At 68.2% G+C, this 16,028-nt stretch carries 9 protein-coding genes; 8 read left to right on the top strand and 1 reads right to left on the bottom strand.

Annotated features, from left to right (window positions below; genetic code table 11):
* Positions 1-145 precede the first annotated feature (145 nt).
* The 3 genes from AC1RRV_RS06595 to dnaA all read left to right on the top strand — a co-directional run bounded on the left by AC1RRV_RS06595 (position 146) and on the right by dnaA (position 3,239).
* Positions 146-934 (top strand): enoyl-CoA hydratase, encoded by a 789-nt coding sequence (locus tag AC1RRV_RS06595; RefSeq protein WP_492858793.1) that lies wholly within the window; start codon positions 146-148, stop codon positions 932-934.
* 146 nt (positions 935-1,080) lie between these two features.
* Positions 1,081-1,356, top strand: a complete 276-nt coding sequence (gene rpsT, locus AC1RRV_RS06590; RefSeq protein ID WP_004617408.1) for a 30S ribosomal protein S20 — start codon at positions 1,081-1,083, stop codon at positions 1,354-1,356.
* A 401-nt stretch (positions 1,357-1,757) separates the two neighbouring features.
* A complete protein-coding gene (gene dnaA / locus AC1RRV_RS06585) occupies positions 1,758-3,239 on the top strand; it encodes a chromosomal replication initiator protein DnaA (protein ID WP_492858792.1) in 1,482 nt (493 codons plus the stop codon).
* 70 nt (positions 3,240-3,309) lie between these two features.
* Here dnaA and AC1RRV_RS06580 read toward each other — a convergent pair whose 3' ends face one another.
* Positions 3,310-3,921, bottom strand: coding sequence for an alpha-ketoglutarate-dependent dioxygenase AlkB (locus AC1RRV_RS06580; RefSeq protein WP_492858791.1), 612 nt, complete (start codon positions 3,919-3,921; stop codon positions 3,310-3,312).
* A gap of 93 nt (positions 3,922-4,014) precedes the next feature.
* On the opposite strand from AC1RRV_RS06580, the gene AC1RRV_RS06575 reads away from it, so the two are divergent.
* The 5 genes from AC1RRV_RS06575 to AC1RRV_RS06555 all read left to right on the top strand — a co-directional run bounded on the left by AC1RRV_RS06575 (position 4,015) and on the right by AC1RRV_RS06555 (position 15,891).
* Positions 4,015-6,678, top strand: coding sequence for a M1 family metallopeptidase (locus AC1RRV_RS06575; protein ID WP_492858790.1), 2,664 nt, complete (start codon positions 4,015-4,017; stop codon positions 6,676-6,678).
* A gap of 341 nt (positions 6,679-7,019) precedes the next feature.
* On the top strand, positions 7,020-8,921 hold the full coding sequence (gene dnaK / locus AC1RRV_RS06570) for a molecular chaperone DnaK (protein WP_492858788.1): 1,902 nt from the start codon (positions 7,020-7,022) through the stop codon (positions 8,919-8,921).
* A 162-nt stretch (positions 8,922-9,083) separates the two neighbouring features.
* A complete protein-coding gene (gene dnaJ / locus AC1RRV_RS06565; protein WP_492858787.1) occupies positions 9,084-10,232 on the top strand; it encodes a molecular chaperone DnaJ in 1,149 nt (382 codons plus the stop codon).
* A gap of 100 nt (positions 10,233-10,332) precedes the next feature.
* Positions 10,333-13,047 (top strand): DNA mismatch repair protein MutS, encoded by a 2,715-nt coding sequence (gene mutS, locus AC1RRV_RS06560; protein ID WP_492858785.1) that lies wholly within the window; start codon positions 10,333-10,335, stop codon positions 13,045-13,047.
* Positions 13,048-13,068: 21 nt separating this feature from the next.
* On the top strand, positions 13,069-15,891 hold the full coding sequence (locus AC1RRV_RS06555; protein WP_492858784.1) for a [protein-PII] uridylyltransferase: 2,823 nt from the start codon (positions 13,069-13,071) through the stop codon (positions 15,889-15,891).
* Positions 15,892-16,028 lie beyond the last annotated feature (137 nt).

The following is a 16,028-nucleotide window of genomic DNA, read 5'->3' as shown; positions in this document are numbered from 1 at the left end:
CGCGATGGGGCGGAACCTATGGGGTCGCCCCGATCAAGGCAAGGCTCGCCGTCTTCTCGCGCCTTCGCGCGGCGGATCGCTTCGGCGGGGGGCTCCCCAATGCGAACGGCCTCTCTATAAAGACAACCGCAAGCAGGAGACCCCGATGGCCGACTACCAGACCCTCATCGTCGAAGCGCCGGCGAGCGCGCCAGGCGTGACCCTGATCCGCCTGAACCGGCCCGAGGCCCTGAACGCGCTGAACACCCAGCTGCTGGGCGAGCTCGCTGAAGCTCTGGCGACGGCGCAGGCCGACGACAGCGTGGGCTGCATCGTGCTGACGGGCTCGGCCAAGGCCTTCGCGGCCGGCGCCGACATCAAGGAGATGTCGGACAAGACCTACGCCCAGATGTTCAAGGCCGACTTCTTCACCGCCGGCGCGCGCGCGATCGAGCAGTGCCGTAAGCCGATCATCGCCGCCGTCGCCGGCTACGCCCTGGGCGGCGGCTGCGAGCTGGCCATGATGTGCGACTTCATCCTGGCCGCCGATACGGCGAAGTTCGGCCAGCCGGAGATCAATCTCGGCGTCGCCCCCGGCATTGGCGGCACGCAGCGCCTGACCCGTTTCGTCGGCAAGTCCAAGGCCATGGACATGATCCTGACCGGCCGGATGATGGACGCCGCCGAGGCCGAGCGGTCCGGCCTGGTGTCGCGGGTGTTTCCGGCCGACAGCCTGGTCGACGAGGTGCTGACCATCGCCGCCAAGATCGCCGGCCAGTCGCCGCTGGCCGTGGCCATGAACAAGGAACTGGTCGAGGCCGCCTACGAGACGACCCTGACGACGGGCGTCGCCCTGGAGCGGCGCCTGTTCCACTCGCTGTTCGCCTTCGAAGACCAGAAAGAAGGCATGGCGGCTTTCGTCGAGAAGCGTAAGCCGCTATTCAAGGGGACGTGATCCCTCGCTAAACGTTTGCGCGGACCGGCCCGCAGGAAACCTGCCTGTGGACCGTTGACCCCGGCCAGCGCTTCCCGTATATCCGCGCGCTCGATTTCCTCTGCTTCGCGGCTGCCCGCGCGGCTGTCCGTTTGAAGGTCCGACCCATGGCCAATAATCCCGGCGCCAAGAAAGCGATCCGCAAGATCGCTCGCCGCACCGAAGTGAACACCGCTCGCCGCTCGCGCGTGCGCACCTTCCTGCGCAAGTTCGAAGACGCGATCGCCAAGGGTGACGTCGCCGTCGCCAAGGCCGCTTTCGTCGAGGCTCAATCGGAGCTGATGCGCGCCGTCTCGAAGGGCGTCGTTCACCCGAACACGGGCTCGCGCAAGGTGTCGCGCCTCGCGGCTCGCCTGAAGAAGCTGGATAAGGCCGCGGCCTAGTCCAGAATTCGGACGAACATCGTTCGTTCAACGAATTCAAGTATTTACAGAAGCCGGTCAGGTTCGCCTGGCCGGCTTTTGCTTTGAATCCAACGTTCTGTTCCTCGCGTTGCAATCTGTGATCTGAGGGCTTGGCTTCACTATTCCCTTGCGGGGCGAGGGGCTCTCGCGAGTCAACAGAAATATCCGCGATCGGACGCAAGTTTTCCGTTTGACCGGCCCTGCCTGCTGGCTAGTTTAAGGGTCTCAGCGCTTCTCCAGTCTTGGAAAAACAAGGCGGCGGCGGAACCATTGCGTTCGCCGAGTAAGAACCTGTGTGCGTTGAGAAAACCGGCCGTACGCCATGGGGGGCGGCGGCTGATTGTGTGCGGCGGTTGTATATGTGCGAGGCGGTGGACGTAATGACGATGAAGGGTGGGGTGGCCAGCCAGGACTTCTCGGCGGCGATCGCGTCGGCTTGCGAGCCGGCGACGGGCGTCTGGTCGAAGGTCTGTGTGGCCTTGAAACGAGAGCTGGGTGACGCGGCCTTCGGATCATGGATCGCGCCCGCGATGCTGCGCGAAGCCGCGACCGGTGATGTGGTCCTGGTTACGCCGACGGGCATCGCTCGCGACTGGATCCGTCGCAGCGCCTGGCGCCGCATTGGCGAGCTGTGGTCGGCCAACGATCCGACGGCGCGCCGCATCGACCTGAAGTCGCGCCTGGAATTCGAGGCCGCCCTGGCCATTTCCGGCGGCGCCTATGTCGACGCCCCCAAGGCCGCGGCCGCCGAACCCATCGAGATCGTCCTGCCCGTGTCCAGCGACGCGCCGGCCGTGATGGCGCCCAGCGCCAAGTCGCCGCGCACCCAGGGTCTGCAGGAACGCTTCACCTTCGAGACCTTCGTCCCCGGTCCGGCCAACGAGTTCGCCCACGCCGTGGCGCGCCGCATCGCCAACTGGGCCGACGGCCACTTCAATCCCGTGCTGTTCCACGGCCCCTACGGCTTCGGCAAGACCCACCTGCTGAACGCCCTGGCCTGGGAAGCCATGCGCAACGCGCCCGAGAAGCGCGTGGTCTATCTGACCGCCGAACGCTTCCTGTCGACCTTCGTGCGCGCCCTGATGGATCGCCAGACGGCGGCCTTCAAGGAAGAGCTGCGCGCGGCCGATCTGCTGATCATCGACGACGTCCATTTCATCGCCGGCAAGCAATCCACCCAGGAAGAGCTGTTCCACACGCTCACCGCCCTGGTCGAGGAAGGCCGTCGCGTCGTGTTCTCGTCGGACCGTCCGCCGTCGGCCATGACCGAGATGGACGCCCACCTGCGCTCGCACCTGTCGGCGGGCCTGGTCTGCGGCCTGGAGCCGGCTGACCGGAACCTCCGCTTGGGCATCCTGGAGCGCAAGATCCAGACCCTTTCGGCCGCCCACGGCTTCGAGCCGACCATGCGTCCGGACGTGCTGCAGTTCCTAGCTGACCGTTTCACCGACAGCGTCCGCGAGTTGGAAGGGGCCTTGAACACCCTGTCGGCCCGCGCTGGCGAAGGGCTCTCGCGCATGACTCTCGACGAAGTCCAGGCGATCCTGCGGCCGCACCTGCGGTCGGGTGAGAAGCGCATCACCATCGACGACATCCAGAAAGCGACGTCCGAGCATTACGGCATGAAGCAGGCCGACCTGCTCAGCGAACGCCGCAACCGCGCCGTGGCCCGTCCGCGCCAGGCCGCCATGTGGCTGGCCAAGCAACTGACCACCCGCTCGCTGCCGGACATCGGCCGTCGTTTCGGCGGTCGCGACCACACGACCGTGCTGCACGCGGTGCGCCGCATCGAGGCCCTGCGCGTCGACGACAGCGTGCTGAACCATGACCTGGAGACGATCACGCGCAAGCTGCGCGGCTGATCCAGGCGAACAAGACGTGGGGAAGGGGGTCGCTCGCGAGGGCGGCCCTTTTTTTCTTGGGCGAGGGCGGCTAACGCGCCCGTCTCAGCGTCAGATTGATCCGCCCGCCTCCCGGCACCAGCCCCGACGACCCAGCCAGGATCCGATCCACCCCGTGAAACGCCAGACGCGCGGGACCCGACAGCCGGCAGACGTCGCCCGAGTTCAGCTTCAAGCTTCGGGTCGGATCCTTGCGGCTGGTCCCCCCGATCCGGAACACCGCCGTGTCGCCCAGCGAGATCGACAGCACGGGGAAGGCCGGGTCGGCCTCGTCGCGGTCCTGGTGCAGGCCCATGCGCGCGTCGCCGCGATAGAGGTTGATCAGGCACGAGTCCGGCGGGGTGTCCGGATCGCCCAGCCGGCCCCAGAGGTCGAGCAGCGCGGTGGGCATGGCGGGCCAGGCCTGGTCCGTTCCCGGATGGTGTTCGGCGTAGCGGTATCCGGCCCTGTCGCTGGTCCAGCCCAGCGGACCGAAGGCGGTCATGCCCACGCTCATCGGCTTGCCATAGGCGGTGTCGTAGTTCGCGAAGGGCGCGACCTCGGCCGCGGCCAGCACGGCGTCGACCAGCGCCTGCTGGACGGCGCGATCCAGAAGGCCCGGCCAGAGGTCGAAACCCGGAACGATGGCTAGCGGCTGAAACATTGCTGAAATTTAACGCGCGCCATAGGGACGGAAGGTGTTGGTTTGCGCCGCCGGCTGAGGGGGCCGGATGATTTTTCCATATTAGGACCGAACATGCGTCGTCTTATGTCCTCCGCGGTCGCGGCCGTGATTTTGTTCGCCGCCGGCGGTTCGCTCGCCGCCGCGCCGGCCAAGGCCCAGAAGGCCGCCGCTGTCGGGACCAAGGGCGCCACCTTCGCCAGCGTGACGACCCAGCTGCCGCGCAATGTCCGGCCCTCCCACTATGATCTGGCGTTCACGCCCGACGCCGACAAGCTGACTTTCACCGCGAAGGTGAAGATCGCCATCGAGGTAATCGAGCCGACCAACACGGTGACCCTGCAGGCCGCCGACCTGACCTTCGACAAGGCGCAGATCGCCGGCGTCGGCGCGGCGAAGATCAAGGTCGACGAAGAGGCCCAGACCGCCGCCTTCACGTTCGACAAGCCGCTGGCCAAGGGCAAGTACGTCCTTTCGATCGACTACGCCGGCAAGATCTACAAGCAGGCCGCCGGCCTGTTCGCCCTCGACTATGAGACCGAGGCCGGCAAGAAGCGCGCGATCTACACCCAGTTCGAGAACTCCGACGCCCGCCGCTTCATCCCCTCGTGGGACGAGCCGTTCTACAAGGCCACCTATACCGTCGAGGCGACCATCCCGACCGGCCAGATGGCCCTGGGCAACATGCCGATCGCCGCGTCGAAGGACCTGGGCGGCGGCAAGACCCTGGTGAAGTTCGCGACCTCGCCGAAGATGTCGACCTATCTGCTGTTCTTCGGCCTGGGCGAGTTCGACCGCGCCTCGATCAAGGTCGCCGGCGCCGACGTCGGCGTGGTCACCAAGAAGGGCGACACCCCGAAGGCGGACTTCGCTCTGAAGGCCGCCGCCGACATCCTGCCCTGGTACAACGACTATTTCGGCACGCCCTATCCGCTGCCGGTGCTGGACAACATCGCCGCCCCGGGCCGCAGCCAGTTCTTCAGCGCCATGGAGAACTGGGGCGCGATCTTCTACTTCGAATACGCCCTGCTGCTGGATCCGAAGATCTCGACCGAGACCGACCGCCAGAACGTCTTCACCACCGTGGCCCACGAGATGGCCCACCAGTGGTTCGGCGACCTGGTCACCATGGCCTGGTGGGACGACCTGTGGCTGAACGAGGGCTTCGCCTCGTGGATGGAGGGCCGGGCCACCGAGCACTTCCACCCCGAATGGAACGCGGCGCTGAACGCCGTGGGCGGGCGTGAGTACGCCATGGGCCTCGACGCCCTGGCGACGACCCACCCGGTGGTGCAGCACGTCGAGACCGTCGAGCAGGCCAGCCAGGCCTTCGACGGCATCACCTACCAGAAGGGTGAAGCGGTCATCCGCATGCTGGAAAGCTATGTGGGCCACGACGCCTGGCGCGACGGCGTGCGCGCCTACATGAAGAAGCACGCCCACGGCAACACGGTCAGCGACGACCTTTGGAGCGCGGTCGAGGCCGCCGCCAAGAAGCCGATCAAGGCCATCGCCCACGACTTCACCCTGCAGCCGGGCGTGCCGCTGATCACGGTCGACAGCGCGACCTGCGCCGTCGGCAAGACCACCCTGACCCTGACCCAGGGCGAGTTCAGCAAGGACGCCCCCGGCCGCAAGCCGCTGACCTGGCGCGTGCCGGTCACCGTCAAGGCTCTGGGGGGCGGCGAGGCCAAGACCCTGGTCACGGGGGGCAAGGGCTCGGTGACCGTCGACGGCTGCGGCCCCGTGGTCGTCAACGCCGGCCAGAGCGGCTATTTCCGCACCCAATACGGCTCGGAGCGCTTCGCGGCGATCGCCGGAAACTTCGCTAAGCTGCCCTCGATCGACCAGCTGGGCGTGATGAGCGACGCCTGGTCGATGGGCCTGGCCGGCTACCAGCCCGCCACCGACTTCCTGGACCTGGCCAGGGCCACGCCCGCCGAGGCCGATCCGCAGGTGCTGTCGAAGGTGGCCGGCACCCTGTCGGCCATCGACGGCTATTACGAGGGCATGGCGACCGAGCGCGCGGCGTTCCGCAAGCTGGCTATCGCCCAGCTGCGGCCGATGCTGGCCCGGACGGGCTGGACCGCCAAGGCCGGCGAGCCGGACAATGTCGGCATCCTGCGCGGCGATCTGATCGGCGCGCTCGGCGGTCTGGGCGATCCGGAGGTGGTGGCCGAGGCCACGCGTCGCTTCAACGCCGACAAGACCGATCCGGCGGCGATCCCGGGCCCGTTGCGCAAGACCATCCTGGGCGTCGTGGCCAAGCACGCCGACCAGGCCACCTGGGACGTCATCCACGCCCAGGCCCTGGCCGAGAAGACCCCGCTCGTCCGCGCCCAGCTGTTCTCGCTGCTCGCCGCCGCCGAGGACGAGGCCCTGGCCAGGAAGGCTCTGGAGCTGGCCCTGACGCCGGAGCCGGGCGAGACCCTGTCCAGCACGATGATCTCGCGTGTGGCCGCCACTCATCCGGACATGACCTTCGACTGGGCCTTGGGCAACAAGGACGCGGTCAACGACAAGGTCGACTCCAGCTCGCGCACCCGTTTCATCCCGGGTCTGGGCGCGGGCTCGTCGAACCCGGCGACGGCCGAGAAGATCAAGGCCTACGCCGTCGCCAACCTGGCCGAGGGCTCGCGCAAGGAGGCCGACAAGATCGCCGCCTCGGTGCTGAATCGGGCCCAAATCCGCCAGCAAAGGCTGCCCGCGATCACGGCCTGGGTCGCCCGATCGAAGTAGGGTGACGGGCTAAATCTCGGATAACGTGATATTTTTCTTGGCCGCGCTCGAAAGGGTGCGGCCATTTTTCTTGGTCGCGGTACCAGATTCCCCCTTGTTGCATGGGGTTATGGGCTTGCGCCCTGGTACCTATCCCCCATATCCGGCTGCGAAGCGGGGTTGACGGGCTCGTCAACTTCGAACAACGCATTTTGCCCGCTCGACTTTTGTCGGTCGGGACAGGATGTGGACCCTAACGTAAAGCGTGCGAACCCACCGGGGACGGGAACAAGAAAAACCGGGGCGCTTCTGAGAAGGCCCTTGTCACCGCCGTCCGCCTTAAGGAGCGAACAGGTACCAATATGAGCAAGATTATCGGCATCGACCTTGGCACCACGAACTCGTGTGTCGCCATCATGGACGGTAAGAACCCGAAGGTGATCGAGAACGCCGAAGGCGCTCGCACCACCCCGTCGGTCGTCGCCTTCCAGGAGGACGGCGAGCGCCTGATCGGTCAGCCGGCGAAGCGCCAGGCCGTGACCAACCCGACCAACACGCTGTTCGCGATCAAGCGCCTGATCGGCCGCAACGCCAGCGATCCGGTGGTCGAGAAAGACAAGGGCATGGTGCCCTACGAAATCGTCAAGGGCCCGACCGGCGACGCCTGGGTGAGGGCGCACGGCAAGGATTACAGCCCGCAGGAAGTTTCGGCCTTCATTCTGCAGAAGATGAAAGAAGCCGCCGAGGCCCACCTCGGCGAGCCGGTGACCAAGGCGGTCATCACGGTTCCGGCCTATTTCAACGACGCCCAGCGTCAGGCGACCAAGGACGCCGGCAAGATCGCCGGCCTGGAAGTCCTGCGCATCATCAACGAGCCGACCGCGGCGGCCCTGGCCTACGGCCTGGACAAGAACGACGGCAAGAAGATCGCGGTCTATGACCTCGGCGGCGGCACCTTCGACGTCTCGATCCTGGAGATCGGCGACGGCGTCTTCGAGGTGAAGTCGACCAACGGCGACACCTTCCTGGGCGGTGAGGACTTCGACCTTCGGATCGTCGACTACCTGGCCGACGAGTTCAAGAAGGAGCAGGGCGTCGACCTGCGCAAGGACAAGCTGGCCCTTCAGCGCCTGCGCGAAGAAGCGGAAAAGGCCAAGAAGGAGCTGTCCTCGACGGCTCAGTACGAGGTCAACCTGCCGTTCATCAGCATGAACGCCTCGGGCCCGCTGCACCTGAACATCAAGCTGTCGCGCGCCAAGCTGGAAGCCCTGGTCGACGACCTGATCGCCCGCACCATCGGTCCGTGCGAACAGGCCCTCAAGGACGCCGGCCTGAAGAAGAGCGACATCGACGAAGTGATCCTGGTCGGCGGCATGAGCCGCATGCCCAAGGTCCAGCAGGCGGTGCAGGACTTCTTCGGTCGCGAGCCGCACAAGGGCGTGAACCCCGATGAAGTCGTGGCGCTGGGCGCGGCCGTCCAAGCCGGCGTGCTGCAAGGCGACGTCAAGGACGTGCTGCTGCTGGACGTGACTCCGCTGACCCTGGGCATCGAGACCCTGGGCGGTGTGTTCACCCCGCTGATCGAACGCAACACCACGATCCCGACCAAGCGCTCGCAGACCTTCTCGACCGCCGACGACAACCAGTCGGCCGTGACGATCCGCGTGTTCCAGGGCGAACGCCCGATGGCGCAGGACAACAAGATCCTGGGCCAGTTCGACCTGGTCGGCATCCCGCCGGCGCCGCGCGGCGTGCCGCAGATCGAGGTCACCTTCGACATCGACGCTAACGGCATCGTCCAGGTCCACGCTAAGGACAAGGCGACCAACAAGGAGCACTCGATCCGCATCCAGGCCAATGGCGGCCTCTCGGACAGCGACATCGAGCGCATGGTCAAGGAAGCCGAGGCCAACAAGGCCGCGGACGAGACCAAGAAGAAGCTGGTCGAGGCCAAGAACCAGGGCGAGGCGGTTCTGCACTCGACCGAGAAGGCCCTGGCCGAGCACGGCGACAAGGTCGGCGCGCCTGAAAAGACCGCGATCGAGACCGGCATCACCGAGCTGAAGGCCGCTCTGGAAGGCGAGGACGTCGAGGCCATCCAGGCCAAGACCCAAGCCCTGATCCAGGCCTCGATGAAGCTGGGCGAGGCCATGTACGCCGCCCAGCAGGGCGACGGCGAAGGCGCTGACGGCGCCGAGGCCGCGGACGACGGCGTTGTCGACGCCGAGTTCGAGGAAGTCGACGACAACAAGCCGGCGAACTAGCTTCGCCATGCGCGCGCCGCGGAACATGCTCGATAGGTCTGTTCCGCGGCCGCGACGTCTTGTCTCGCGGCCCGAGGACGCCTTGCGCCGGGCCGCGTGCTATCCCACCTCTTTCCCTATCAACGCCTCTTTCGTGGGCCTTTTGGGCGCCAGACGCTGACGATGCGCGACTATTACGAAATTCTCGGCGTGACCCGGACCATCGACGATGCTGGTCTGAAGTCCGCGTTCCGCAAACTGGCGATGGAACACCATCCGGACCGCAACGGCGGCTGCGAGAACGCGACCGGCCGGTTCAAGGAAATCAACGAGGCCTATTCGGTCCTCTCCGATCCCCAGAAGCGCGCGGCCTATGACCGTTTCGGCCATGCCGGGGTCAATGGCCCGCAAGGCGGCGCCGGCGGCCAGGGCTTCGACGCCAGCGACATCTTCAACGACGTCTTTGGCGACGTGTTCGGCGAGATGTTCGGCGGCGGTCGTCGCCAGTCGAACGGACCCCAGCGCGGCCAGGACCTCCGCTACGACCTGGAGATCTCCCTCGAGCAGGCCTATGCCGGCGCCGAGGTCTCGATCAAGGTGCCCGCCGCCATGACCTGCGAGGTCTGCGAGGGCTCGGGCGCCAAGCCCGGCACCAATCCCACCGTCTGCGGCACCTGCGGCGGCGCCGGCCGGGTCCGCGCGACGCAAGGCTTCTTCGCCGTTGAACGCGGCTGCCCACGCTGCGGCGGCTCGGGCCGCCTGGTCCTCGATCCCTGCCAGAACTGCCACGGCCACGGCCAGGTGCGCCGCGAGCGTATCCTGTCGGTCCGCATCCCGGCCGGCGTCGACGACGGCGCCCGGATCCGCCTGGCGGGCGAAGGCGACGCGGGCGCGCGCGGCGGTCCGCGCGGCGACCTTTACATCTTCCTGTCGGTGACCCCGCACGAGCTGTTCGAGCGTGATGGTCTCGACCTGCTGTGCACCGTGCCGGTGCCGATGACCACGGCGGCGCTCGGCGGCGAGATCGACGCGCCCTGCCTGATGGGCGGCGAGAACTGCGACGGCAACTGCAAGATCTCGGTCTCGGTGCCGGAAGGCGCCCAGACCGGCAAGACTGTCCGCCTGAAAGGCCGCGGCATGCCGTCGCTGCGCAGCCGCCAGCGCGGCGACCTGGTGGTCGAGCTGTTCGTGGAAACCCCGACCCACCTGTCCGCCCGCCAGAAGGAGCTGCTCAAGGAGCTGGCCGGTCTGTGCGGCGAGAAGCAGAACCCCAAGTCGGCCAACTTCGTCGGCAAGGCCAAGCGCTTCTGGGAAGAGGTCACGGGGAATTAACCTTTCCCCGTCGACGCCCCCATTTTCGGGCGTTTCATCCCCGGAATTCCTTAACGCGGCCCCTTAACGGGAGTCGCGACGCTCTATAGTTTCCGGGGCGATGAACGCCCACTCGACGCCCCCCGCGCATACGCTCGACCCCACCGGCGCGACGCCGGTGATGCAGCAGTTCTTCGAGATGAAGGCGCGGCAGCCCGATGCGTTGATCTTTTTCCGCATGGGCGACTTCTACGAGCTGTTCTTCGACGACGCCTACAAGGCCGCCGCCGCGCTCGGCATCAGCCAGACCTTCCGGGGCACGCATGGCGGCCAGCCGATCCCGATGGCGGGCGTGCCGCAGCACGCGGCCGAGGCCTATCTCTCCAAGCTGATCCGCATGGGCTTCAAGGTCGCCGTCTGCGAGCAGATGGAAGACCCGGCCGAGGCCAAGAAGCGCGGCTCCAAGTCGGTGGTTCGCCGCGACATCGTCCGCGTCGTGACGCCCGGCACCCTGACCGAGGACGGCCTGCTGGACGCGCGCGGCGCCAACCGTCTGGCGGCCGTGGCCGTGCGCGCGGGTCAGGCGGCCGTGGCGTCCGTCGAACTTTCCACCGGTGAGGTCGAGGTCTTCGCCGTGGCCAAGGAGGCCGTGGCCGCGATCCTGGCGGCCCTGGCGCCGTCCGAGACCCTGGTCGCCGACCGACTGCTGTCGGACGAGACCCTGTCCCAGACCCTGAAGATCTGCGGCGGCCTGGTGCAGCCGATGCCTTCGGCGCTCTCGGAACCGCAGGCCTCGGAAGCCCGCGTGAAGCGCCTTTACGGCGTCGACACCTTGGACGGCTTCGGCGGCCTGTCGCCGGCCGAGATCGGGGCGCTGGGCCTGATCGCCGCCCACCTGGAAATGACCCAGGCCGGCAAGCTGCCGGCCCTGCGCGCGCCGCGGCGCGCGGCCGAGGCCGACGTCATGGCCATCGACCCGGCCACGCGCGGCAGCCTGGAAATCGACCGCACCCAGAGCGGCGACCGCAACGGCTCGCTGCTGGCCGCCATCGACCGCACCGTCACCGCCGGCGGCGCGCGGATGCTGGCCTCGCGCCTGGCCCGGCCGCTGCTGGACGTCGCCGCCATCGACCAGCGCCTGGACGCGGTCGAATGGTTCGTCGAGCACCGCCAGCTGCGCCAGCGCCTCCGCGAGGTGCTGAAGGGCGCCGGCGACATGGCCCGCGCGCTCTCGCGCCTGGCCCTGGGTCGGGGCGGTCCGCGCGACCTCGGCTGCCTGCGCGACACGCTGAAGGTCGGCGAGCGCCTGGCCGGCATGGCGGGCGGTTCGCCCGATCCGCTGTCGCCGCCGCCGTTCGAGCTGGAGCACGCCTTCAAGGCCCTGACCCCGTCGCTGCACGAGGGCCTGTCGCAGTTCCTGAACATCCTGGAGCAGGGCCTTGGCCCCGATCTTCCGGCCCTGGCCCGCGACGGGGGTTTTGTCGCGCCCGGCGTCCGGCCCGAGCTGGACCAGGCGCGCGGCCTGCGCGACGACAGCCGCAAGGTCATCGCCGCCCTGGAATCCCAGCTGGCCCTGGAAAGCGGCGTGCCGCTGAAGATCCGCCACAACGGCGTGCTCGGCTATTTCGTCGAGGCCACGGCCGGCAAGGCCGATCCGCTGTTCCAGCCGCCGCTGAACGCCACCTTCATCCACCGCCAGACCCTGGCCAACCAGGTCCGCTTCACGACTGTGGAGCTGGCCGACCTCGATGCCCGCATCGCCCAGGCCGCCGAGCGGGCCCTGGCCATGGAGGTCTCGGCCTTCGAGGACTGGCGCGAACAGGCCCGCCTGCTGGCCGACGCCATCCAGATCGCCGCCGAGGCCCTGGCGCGCCTGGACGTCGCCTCGGCCCTGGCCGAATGGGCCGAGGACGCCGACGCGGTGCGGCCGATGGTCGACACCTCCTACGCCTTCGACGCCAAGGCCGCCCGCCACCCGGTGGTGGAGGCCGCCGTGAAGCGGGCTGGCGACCCCTACACCCCCAACGACTGCTGCCTGGACGCTTCGGGCGAGATCGGAGCGCGGCTATCGATCGTCACCGGCCCGAACATGGCTGGTAAGTCGACCTTCCTGCGCCAGAACGCCCTGCTGGCGATCCTGGCCCAGTCCGGCTGCTACGTGCCAGCCGCCAGCTTCCGGCTCGGCGTCGTCGACCGCCTGTTCAGCCGCGTCGGAGCCGGCGACGACCTGGCCCGAGGCCGCTCGACCTTCATGATGGAGATGGTCGAGACCGCCGCGATCCTGACTCAGGCCGGTCCGCGCAGCCTGGTGATCCTGGACGAGATCGGTCGGGGCACGGCGACGTATGACGGTCTGGCCATAGCCTGGGCCTGCGCCGAGGCCCTGCACGACACCAATCGCAGTCGCGCCCTCTTCGCCACCCACTATCACGAGCTGGCGACGCTGGAGGAGCGGATGGCGCACGTCTCCAACCTCAGCCTGCGGGCCAAGGAGTGGAACGGCGACCTCGTCTTCCTGCACGAGGCCGCGCCCGGCCCGGCCGATCGCTCGTACGGCGTGCAGGTGGCCAAGCTGGCCGGCGTGCCGACGCCCGTGGTGGTCCGGGCCCGCGAGGTGCTGGACCGACTCGAAAGCAAGGACCAGTCGCCGGCGAAGCTGGACGACCTGCCCCTGTTCGCCGTCAGCCAGGCCGCCTCCCAAACAGCCTATGGGGCGCCTGTCAAAGCGGCGCCGAGCGCGGTCGAGACCTCGCTGACCGATCTGGATGTTGACGGCATGAGTCCGCGCGAGGCCTTGGAAGCGCTTTATCGTCTAAAGGGTCTGCTCAAGACCTAGCGGGTAGCCCTATATAGCGTCATGCCTCGTCGCCTTCGTCCTACCCGCCTGGAACATGTCGTCGACGGGCACGCCCTCAGGGCTCGTCTCTCGGCCGCCGCGCTCGATTCCATCGGCAACGAGGCCGAGCAGCGGCTGCGGGCCATCGAGATCCTCAAGCAGGCGCTGTTTCGCGGCCGGATGATCGCCAAGGAGCGGGTGGAGAATGGCGCCAGCGGCGTCGAGACCGCTCGCCTGCTCAGCGGCGTCACCGACGAGGTGATCACCGCCCTCTACGACTTCACGACGGTCCACGTGTTCCGGGCCCGCAACCCGACCGAGGGCGAGCGCCTGTGCCTGCTGGCCGTCGGCGGCTACGGCCGCGCGACCCTGGCGCCGTTCTCGGACATCGATCTGCTGTTCCTGCGGCCCTACAAGCAGACGCCGCACGCCGAGAGCGTGATCGAGTACATGCTCTATGCGCTGTGGGATCTGGGCTTCAAGGTCGGCCACGCCTCGCGGACCATCGAGGAGTGCGTGCGCCTCTCGAAGGAAGACTTCACGATCCGCACCTCGATCCTGGAGGCCCGCCGCCTGACCGGCGACGAGCGCCTGGCCGATGATCTCAAGCGCCGCTTCCGTGACGACGTCATGAAGGGCACCGGCGCCCAGTTCGTCGCCGCCAAGCTGAAGGAGCGCGACGACCGCCAGGCCCGGGCCGGGGCCAGCCGCTACATGGTCGAGCCCAACGTCAAGGAAGGGAAGGGCGGTCTGCGCGACCTCCATACCTTGATGTGGATCGCCGAATATCTGCATCCGGTCGACCGCCCCGAGGACGTCTTCAAGATGGAGGTGTTTTCGAGTCGCGAGACCAAGGCCTTCATCCGAGCCTTCGACTTCCTGCACGCGGTGCGGGCCCACCTGCACTTCACGACCGGCCGGCCGGAAGAGCGCCTGACCTTCGACCTGCAGCCCGAGATCGCCCGCCGCATGGGCTATGGCGACCGGGGCGACGCGCCGGCGGTCGAGCGGTTCATGCGGCGCTACTTCCTGATCGCCAAGGAGGTCGGGACCCTGACCCGCGCCTTCTCGGCCAAGCTTGAGGCCGAGCATTTCAAGAACGAGCCCAAGGGCATTTCGCGGTTCCTGTCGGGCGGCCGGTCCAAGCGCAAGGCGCTGGACGTCGAGGGCTTCTACGAGGACGGCGGGCGCCTGAACATCGAGGGCCAGGCGGTCTTCGACGCCGATCCGGTCAACCTGATCCGCCTGTTCAAGATCGCCGACGAGCGCGACCTGGACCTCCATCCGGACGCCTTCACGGCGGTGACGCGCAGCCTGGCGCTGATCACCTCGAAGGTCCGCCGCGACGCCGACGCCTGCCGAGCGTTCATTGACCTGCTGGCGCGTGGCAAGCGCAGCTATCGCACCCTGACCCTGATGAACGACGCCGGGGTCCTGGGCCGGTTCATCCCGGAGTTCGGCCGGGTCGTGGCCCAGATGCAGTTCAACATGTACCACTCGTACACGGTGGACGAGCATACCCTGCGGGCCGTGGGCGTGATCGGCGACATCGCCGCCGGCCGGATGGTCGAGGACCATCCGCTGGCCGTGTCGATCATGCCGCTGGTCGAGGACCGCGAAGCCCTGTTCCTGGCCATGCTGCTGCATGACACCGGCAAGGGCGGGGTCGGCGGTCAGGAAAAGGCCGGGGCCCGCGCCGCCCGCAGCGCCTGCGAGCGCCTGGGCGTCGACCGCGCCAAGGTCGAGCTGGTCGCCTGGCTGGTCGAGCACCACCTGGTGATGAGCGACTTCGCCCAGAAGCGCGACGTCTCCGATCCCGGCACCGTGGCCGCCTTCGCCCGCATCGTCGAGAACCCCGAGCGCCTGCGCCTGCTGCTGATCATCACCGTCGCCGACATCCGCGCCGTGGGGCCGGGCGTCTGGAATGGCTGGAAGGGCCAGCTGCTGCGCGAGCTCTACAACGCCACCGAGGCGGTGTTCCGGGGCGGGCGCGGCAGCGACGCCGCCGCCAACGTCCTGCGCCACCAGGAGAACCTCGCCGAAAGCGCCCGCGCCGCCCTGCTGGAGACCGACCCGGCCGCCAAGGGCTGGGTGTCGGCGATGGAGAACGCCTATTTCAGCGCCTTCTCGCAGGAGGATCTGTTCGAGCACGCCGCCTTGGCAAGGCGCGCGGCGATCCAGGGGGGCGCGGCCGCCGAGGGTCAGGTGCGGTCCGGCCAGAACGCCGCCGAGATCGTGGTCGCGGCCAAGGATCGGCGCGGCCTGTTCGCCGATCTCGCCTTGGCCATCTCATCCCTCGGCGGCAACGTCGTCGGAGCGCGGGTCTTCACCTCCCGCCAGGGCCAGGCCCTGGACGTCTTCTATGTGCAGGACGTGACCGGCGCGCCGTTCGGCTGCGAGAATCCGCGCGCCCTGCGCCGCCTGGCCGACGCCCTCGAGGCGGCGGGCAAGGGCGAGCCGCTGGGCGTCGAGCCGCGCCGGGGGTCGGAGCAATCGCGCGCCGCCGCCTTCGCCATCGCCCCCAGCGTCACCGTCGACAACGACGCCTCCAACGACGCCACGGTGGTCGAGGCCTCGGGTCGCGACCGGCCCGGCCTGCTGCACGCCCTGGCCAAGACCCTGGCCGACAGCGGTCTCTCGATCCAGTCGGCCCACATCGATGGCTATGGCGAGCGGGCGGTCGACGCCTTCTACGTCCAGACGGCCGAAGGCGGGAAGGTGACCGAGACGCGGAAGGTCAACGCCCTGAAGGCCGACCTGCTGACCGCCCTCGAGCAGAACGAGGCCACGGCCCCGGCCGCGCGGCCCGGCCTGAAGCGGGCGCGGGCCAGCGTGGCGCGCTGAGCTCAGCTCATCTCCTTGTCATCCCGGCCGGAGCGCGCAGCGCGTAGAGCGGGACCCAGGGGCGGCGCGCACAGTGTTCACGCACCCCCTGGGTCCCGGATAGCCTCTGCGAGGCTTCCGGGACGACAAGAATTTAT

The sequence above is a fragment of the Caulobacter sp. GW821-FHT11E10 genome (assembly GCF_058808375.1).
The sequence above is the reverse complement of the archived record's forward strand: the minus strand, read 5'-3'. Positions and strand labels throughout refer to the sequence as shown.

Excerpts from the sequence above, each read along its gene's own strand:
- AC1RRV_RS06595 (WP_492858793.1), top strand. The coding sequence starts at position 146 with ATGGCCGACTACCAGACCCTCATCGTCGAAGCGCCGGCGAGCGCGCCA.
- rpsT (WP_004617408.1), top strand. The coding sequence starts at position 1,081 with ATGGCCAATAATCCCGGCGCCAAGAAAGCGATCCGCAAGATCGCTCGC.
- dnaA (WP_492858792.1), top strand. The coding sequence starts at position 1,758 with ATGACGATGAAGGGTGGGGTGGCCAGCCAGGACTTCTCGGCGGCGATC.
- AC1RRV_RS06580 (WP_492858791.1), bottom strand. The coding sequence starts at position 3,921 with ATGTTTCAGCCGCTAGCCATCGTTCCGGGTTTCGACCTCTGGCCGGGC.
- AC1RRV_RS06575 (WP_492858790.1), top strand. The coding sequence starts at position 4,015 with ATGCGTCGTCTTATGTCCTCCGCGGTCGCGGCCGTGATTTTGTTCGCC.
- dnaK (WP_492858788.1), top strand. The coding sequence starts at position 7,020 with ATGAGCAAGATTATCGGCATCGACCTTGGCACCACGAACTCGTGTGTC.
- dnaJ (WP_492858787.1), top strand. The coding sequence starts at position 9,084 with ATGCGCGACTATTACGAAATTCTCGGCGTGACCCGGACCATCGACGAT.
- mutS (WP_492858785.1), top strand. The coding sequence starts at position 10,333 with ATGAACGCCCACTCGACGCCCCCCGCGCATACGCTCGACCCCACCGGC.
- AC1RRV_RS06555 (WP_492858784.1), top strand. The coding sequence starts at position 13,069 with ATGCCTCGTCGCCTTCGTCCTACCCGCCTGGAACATGTCGTCGACGGG.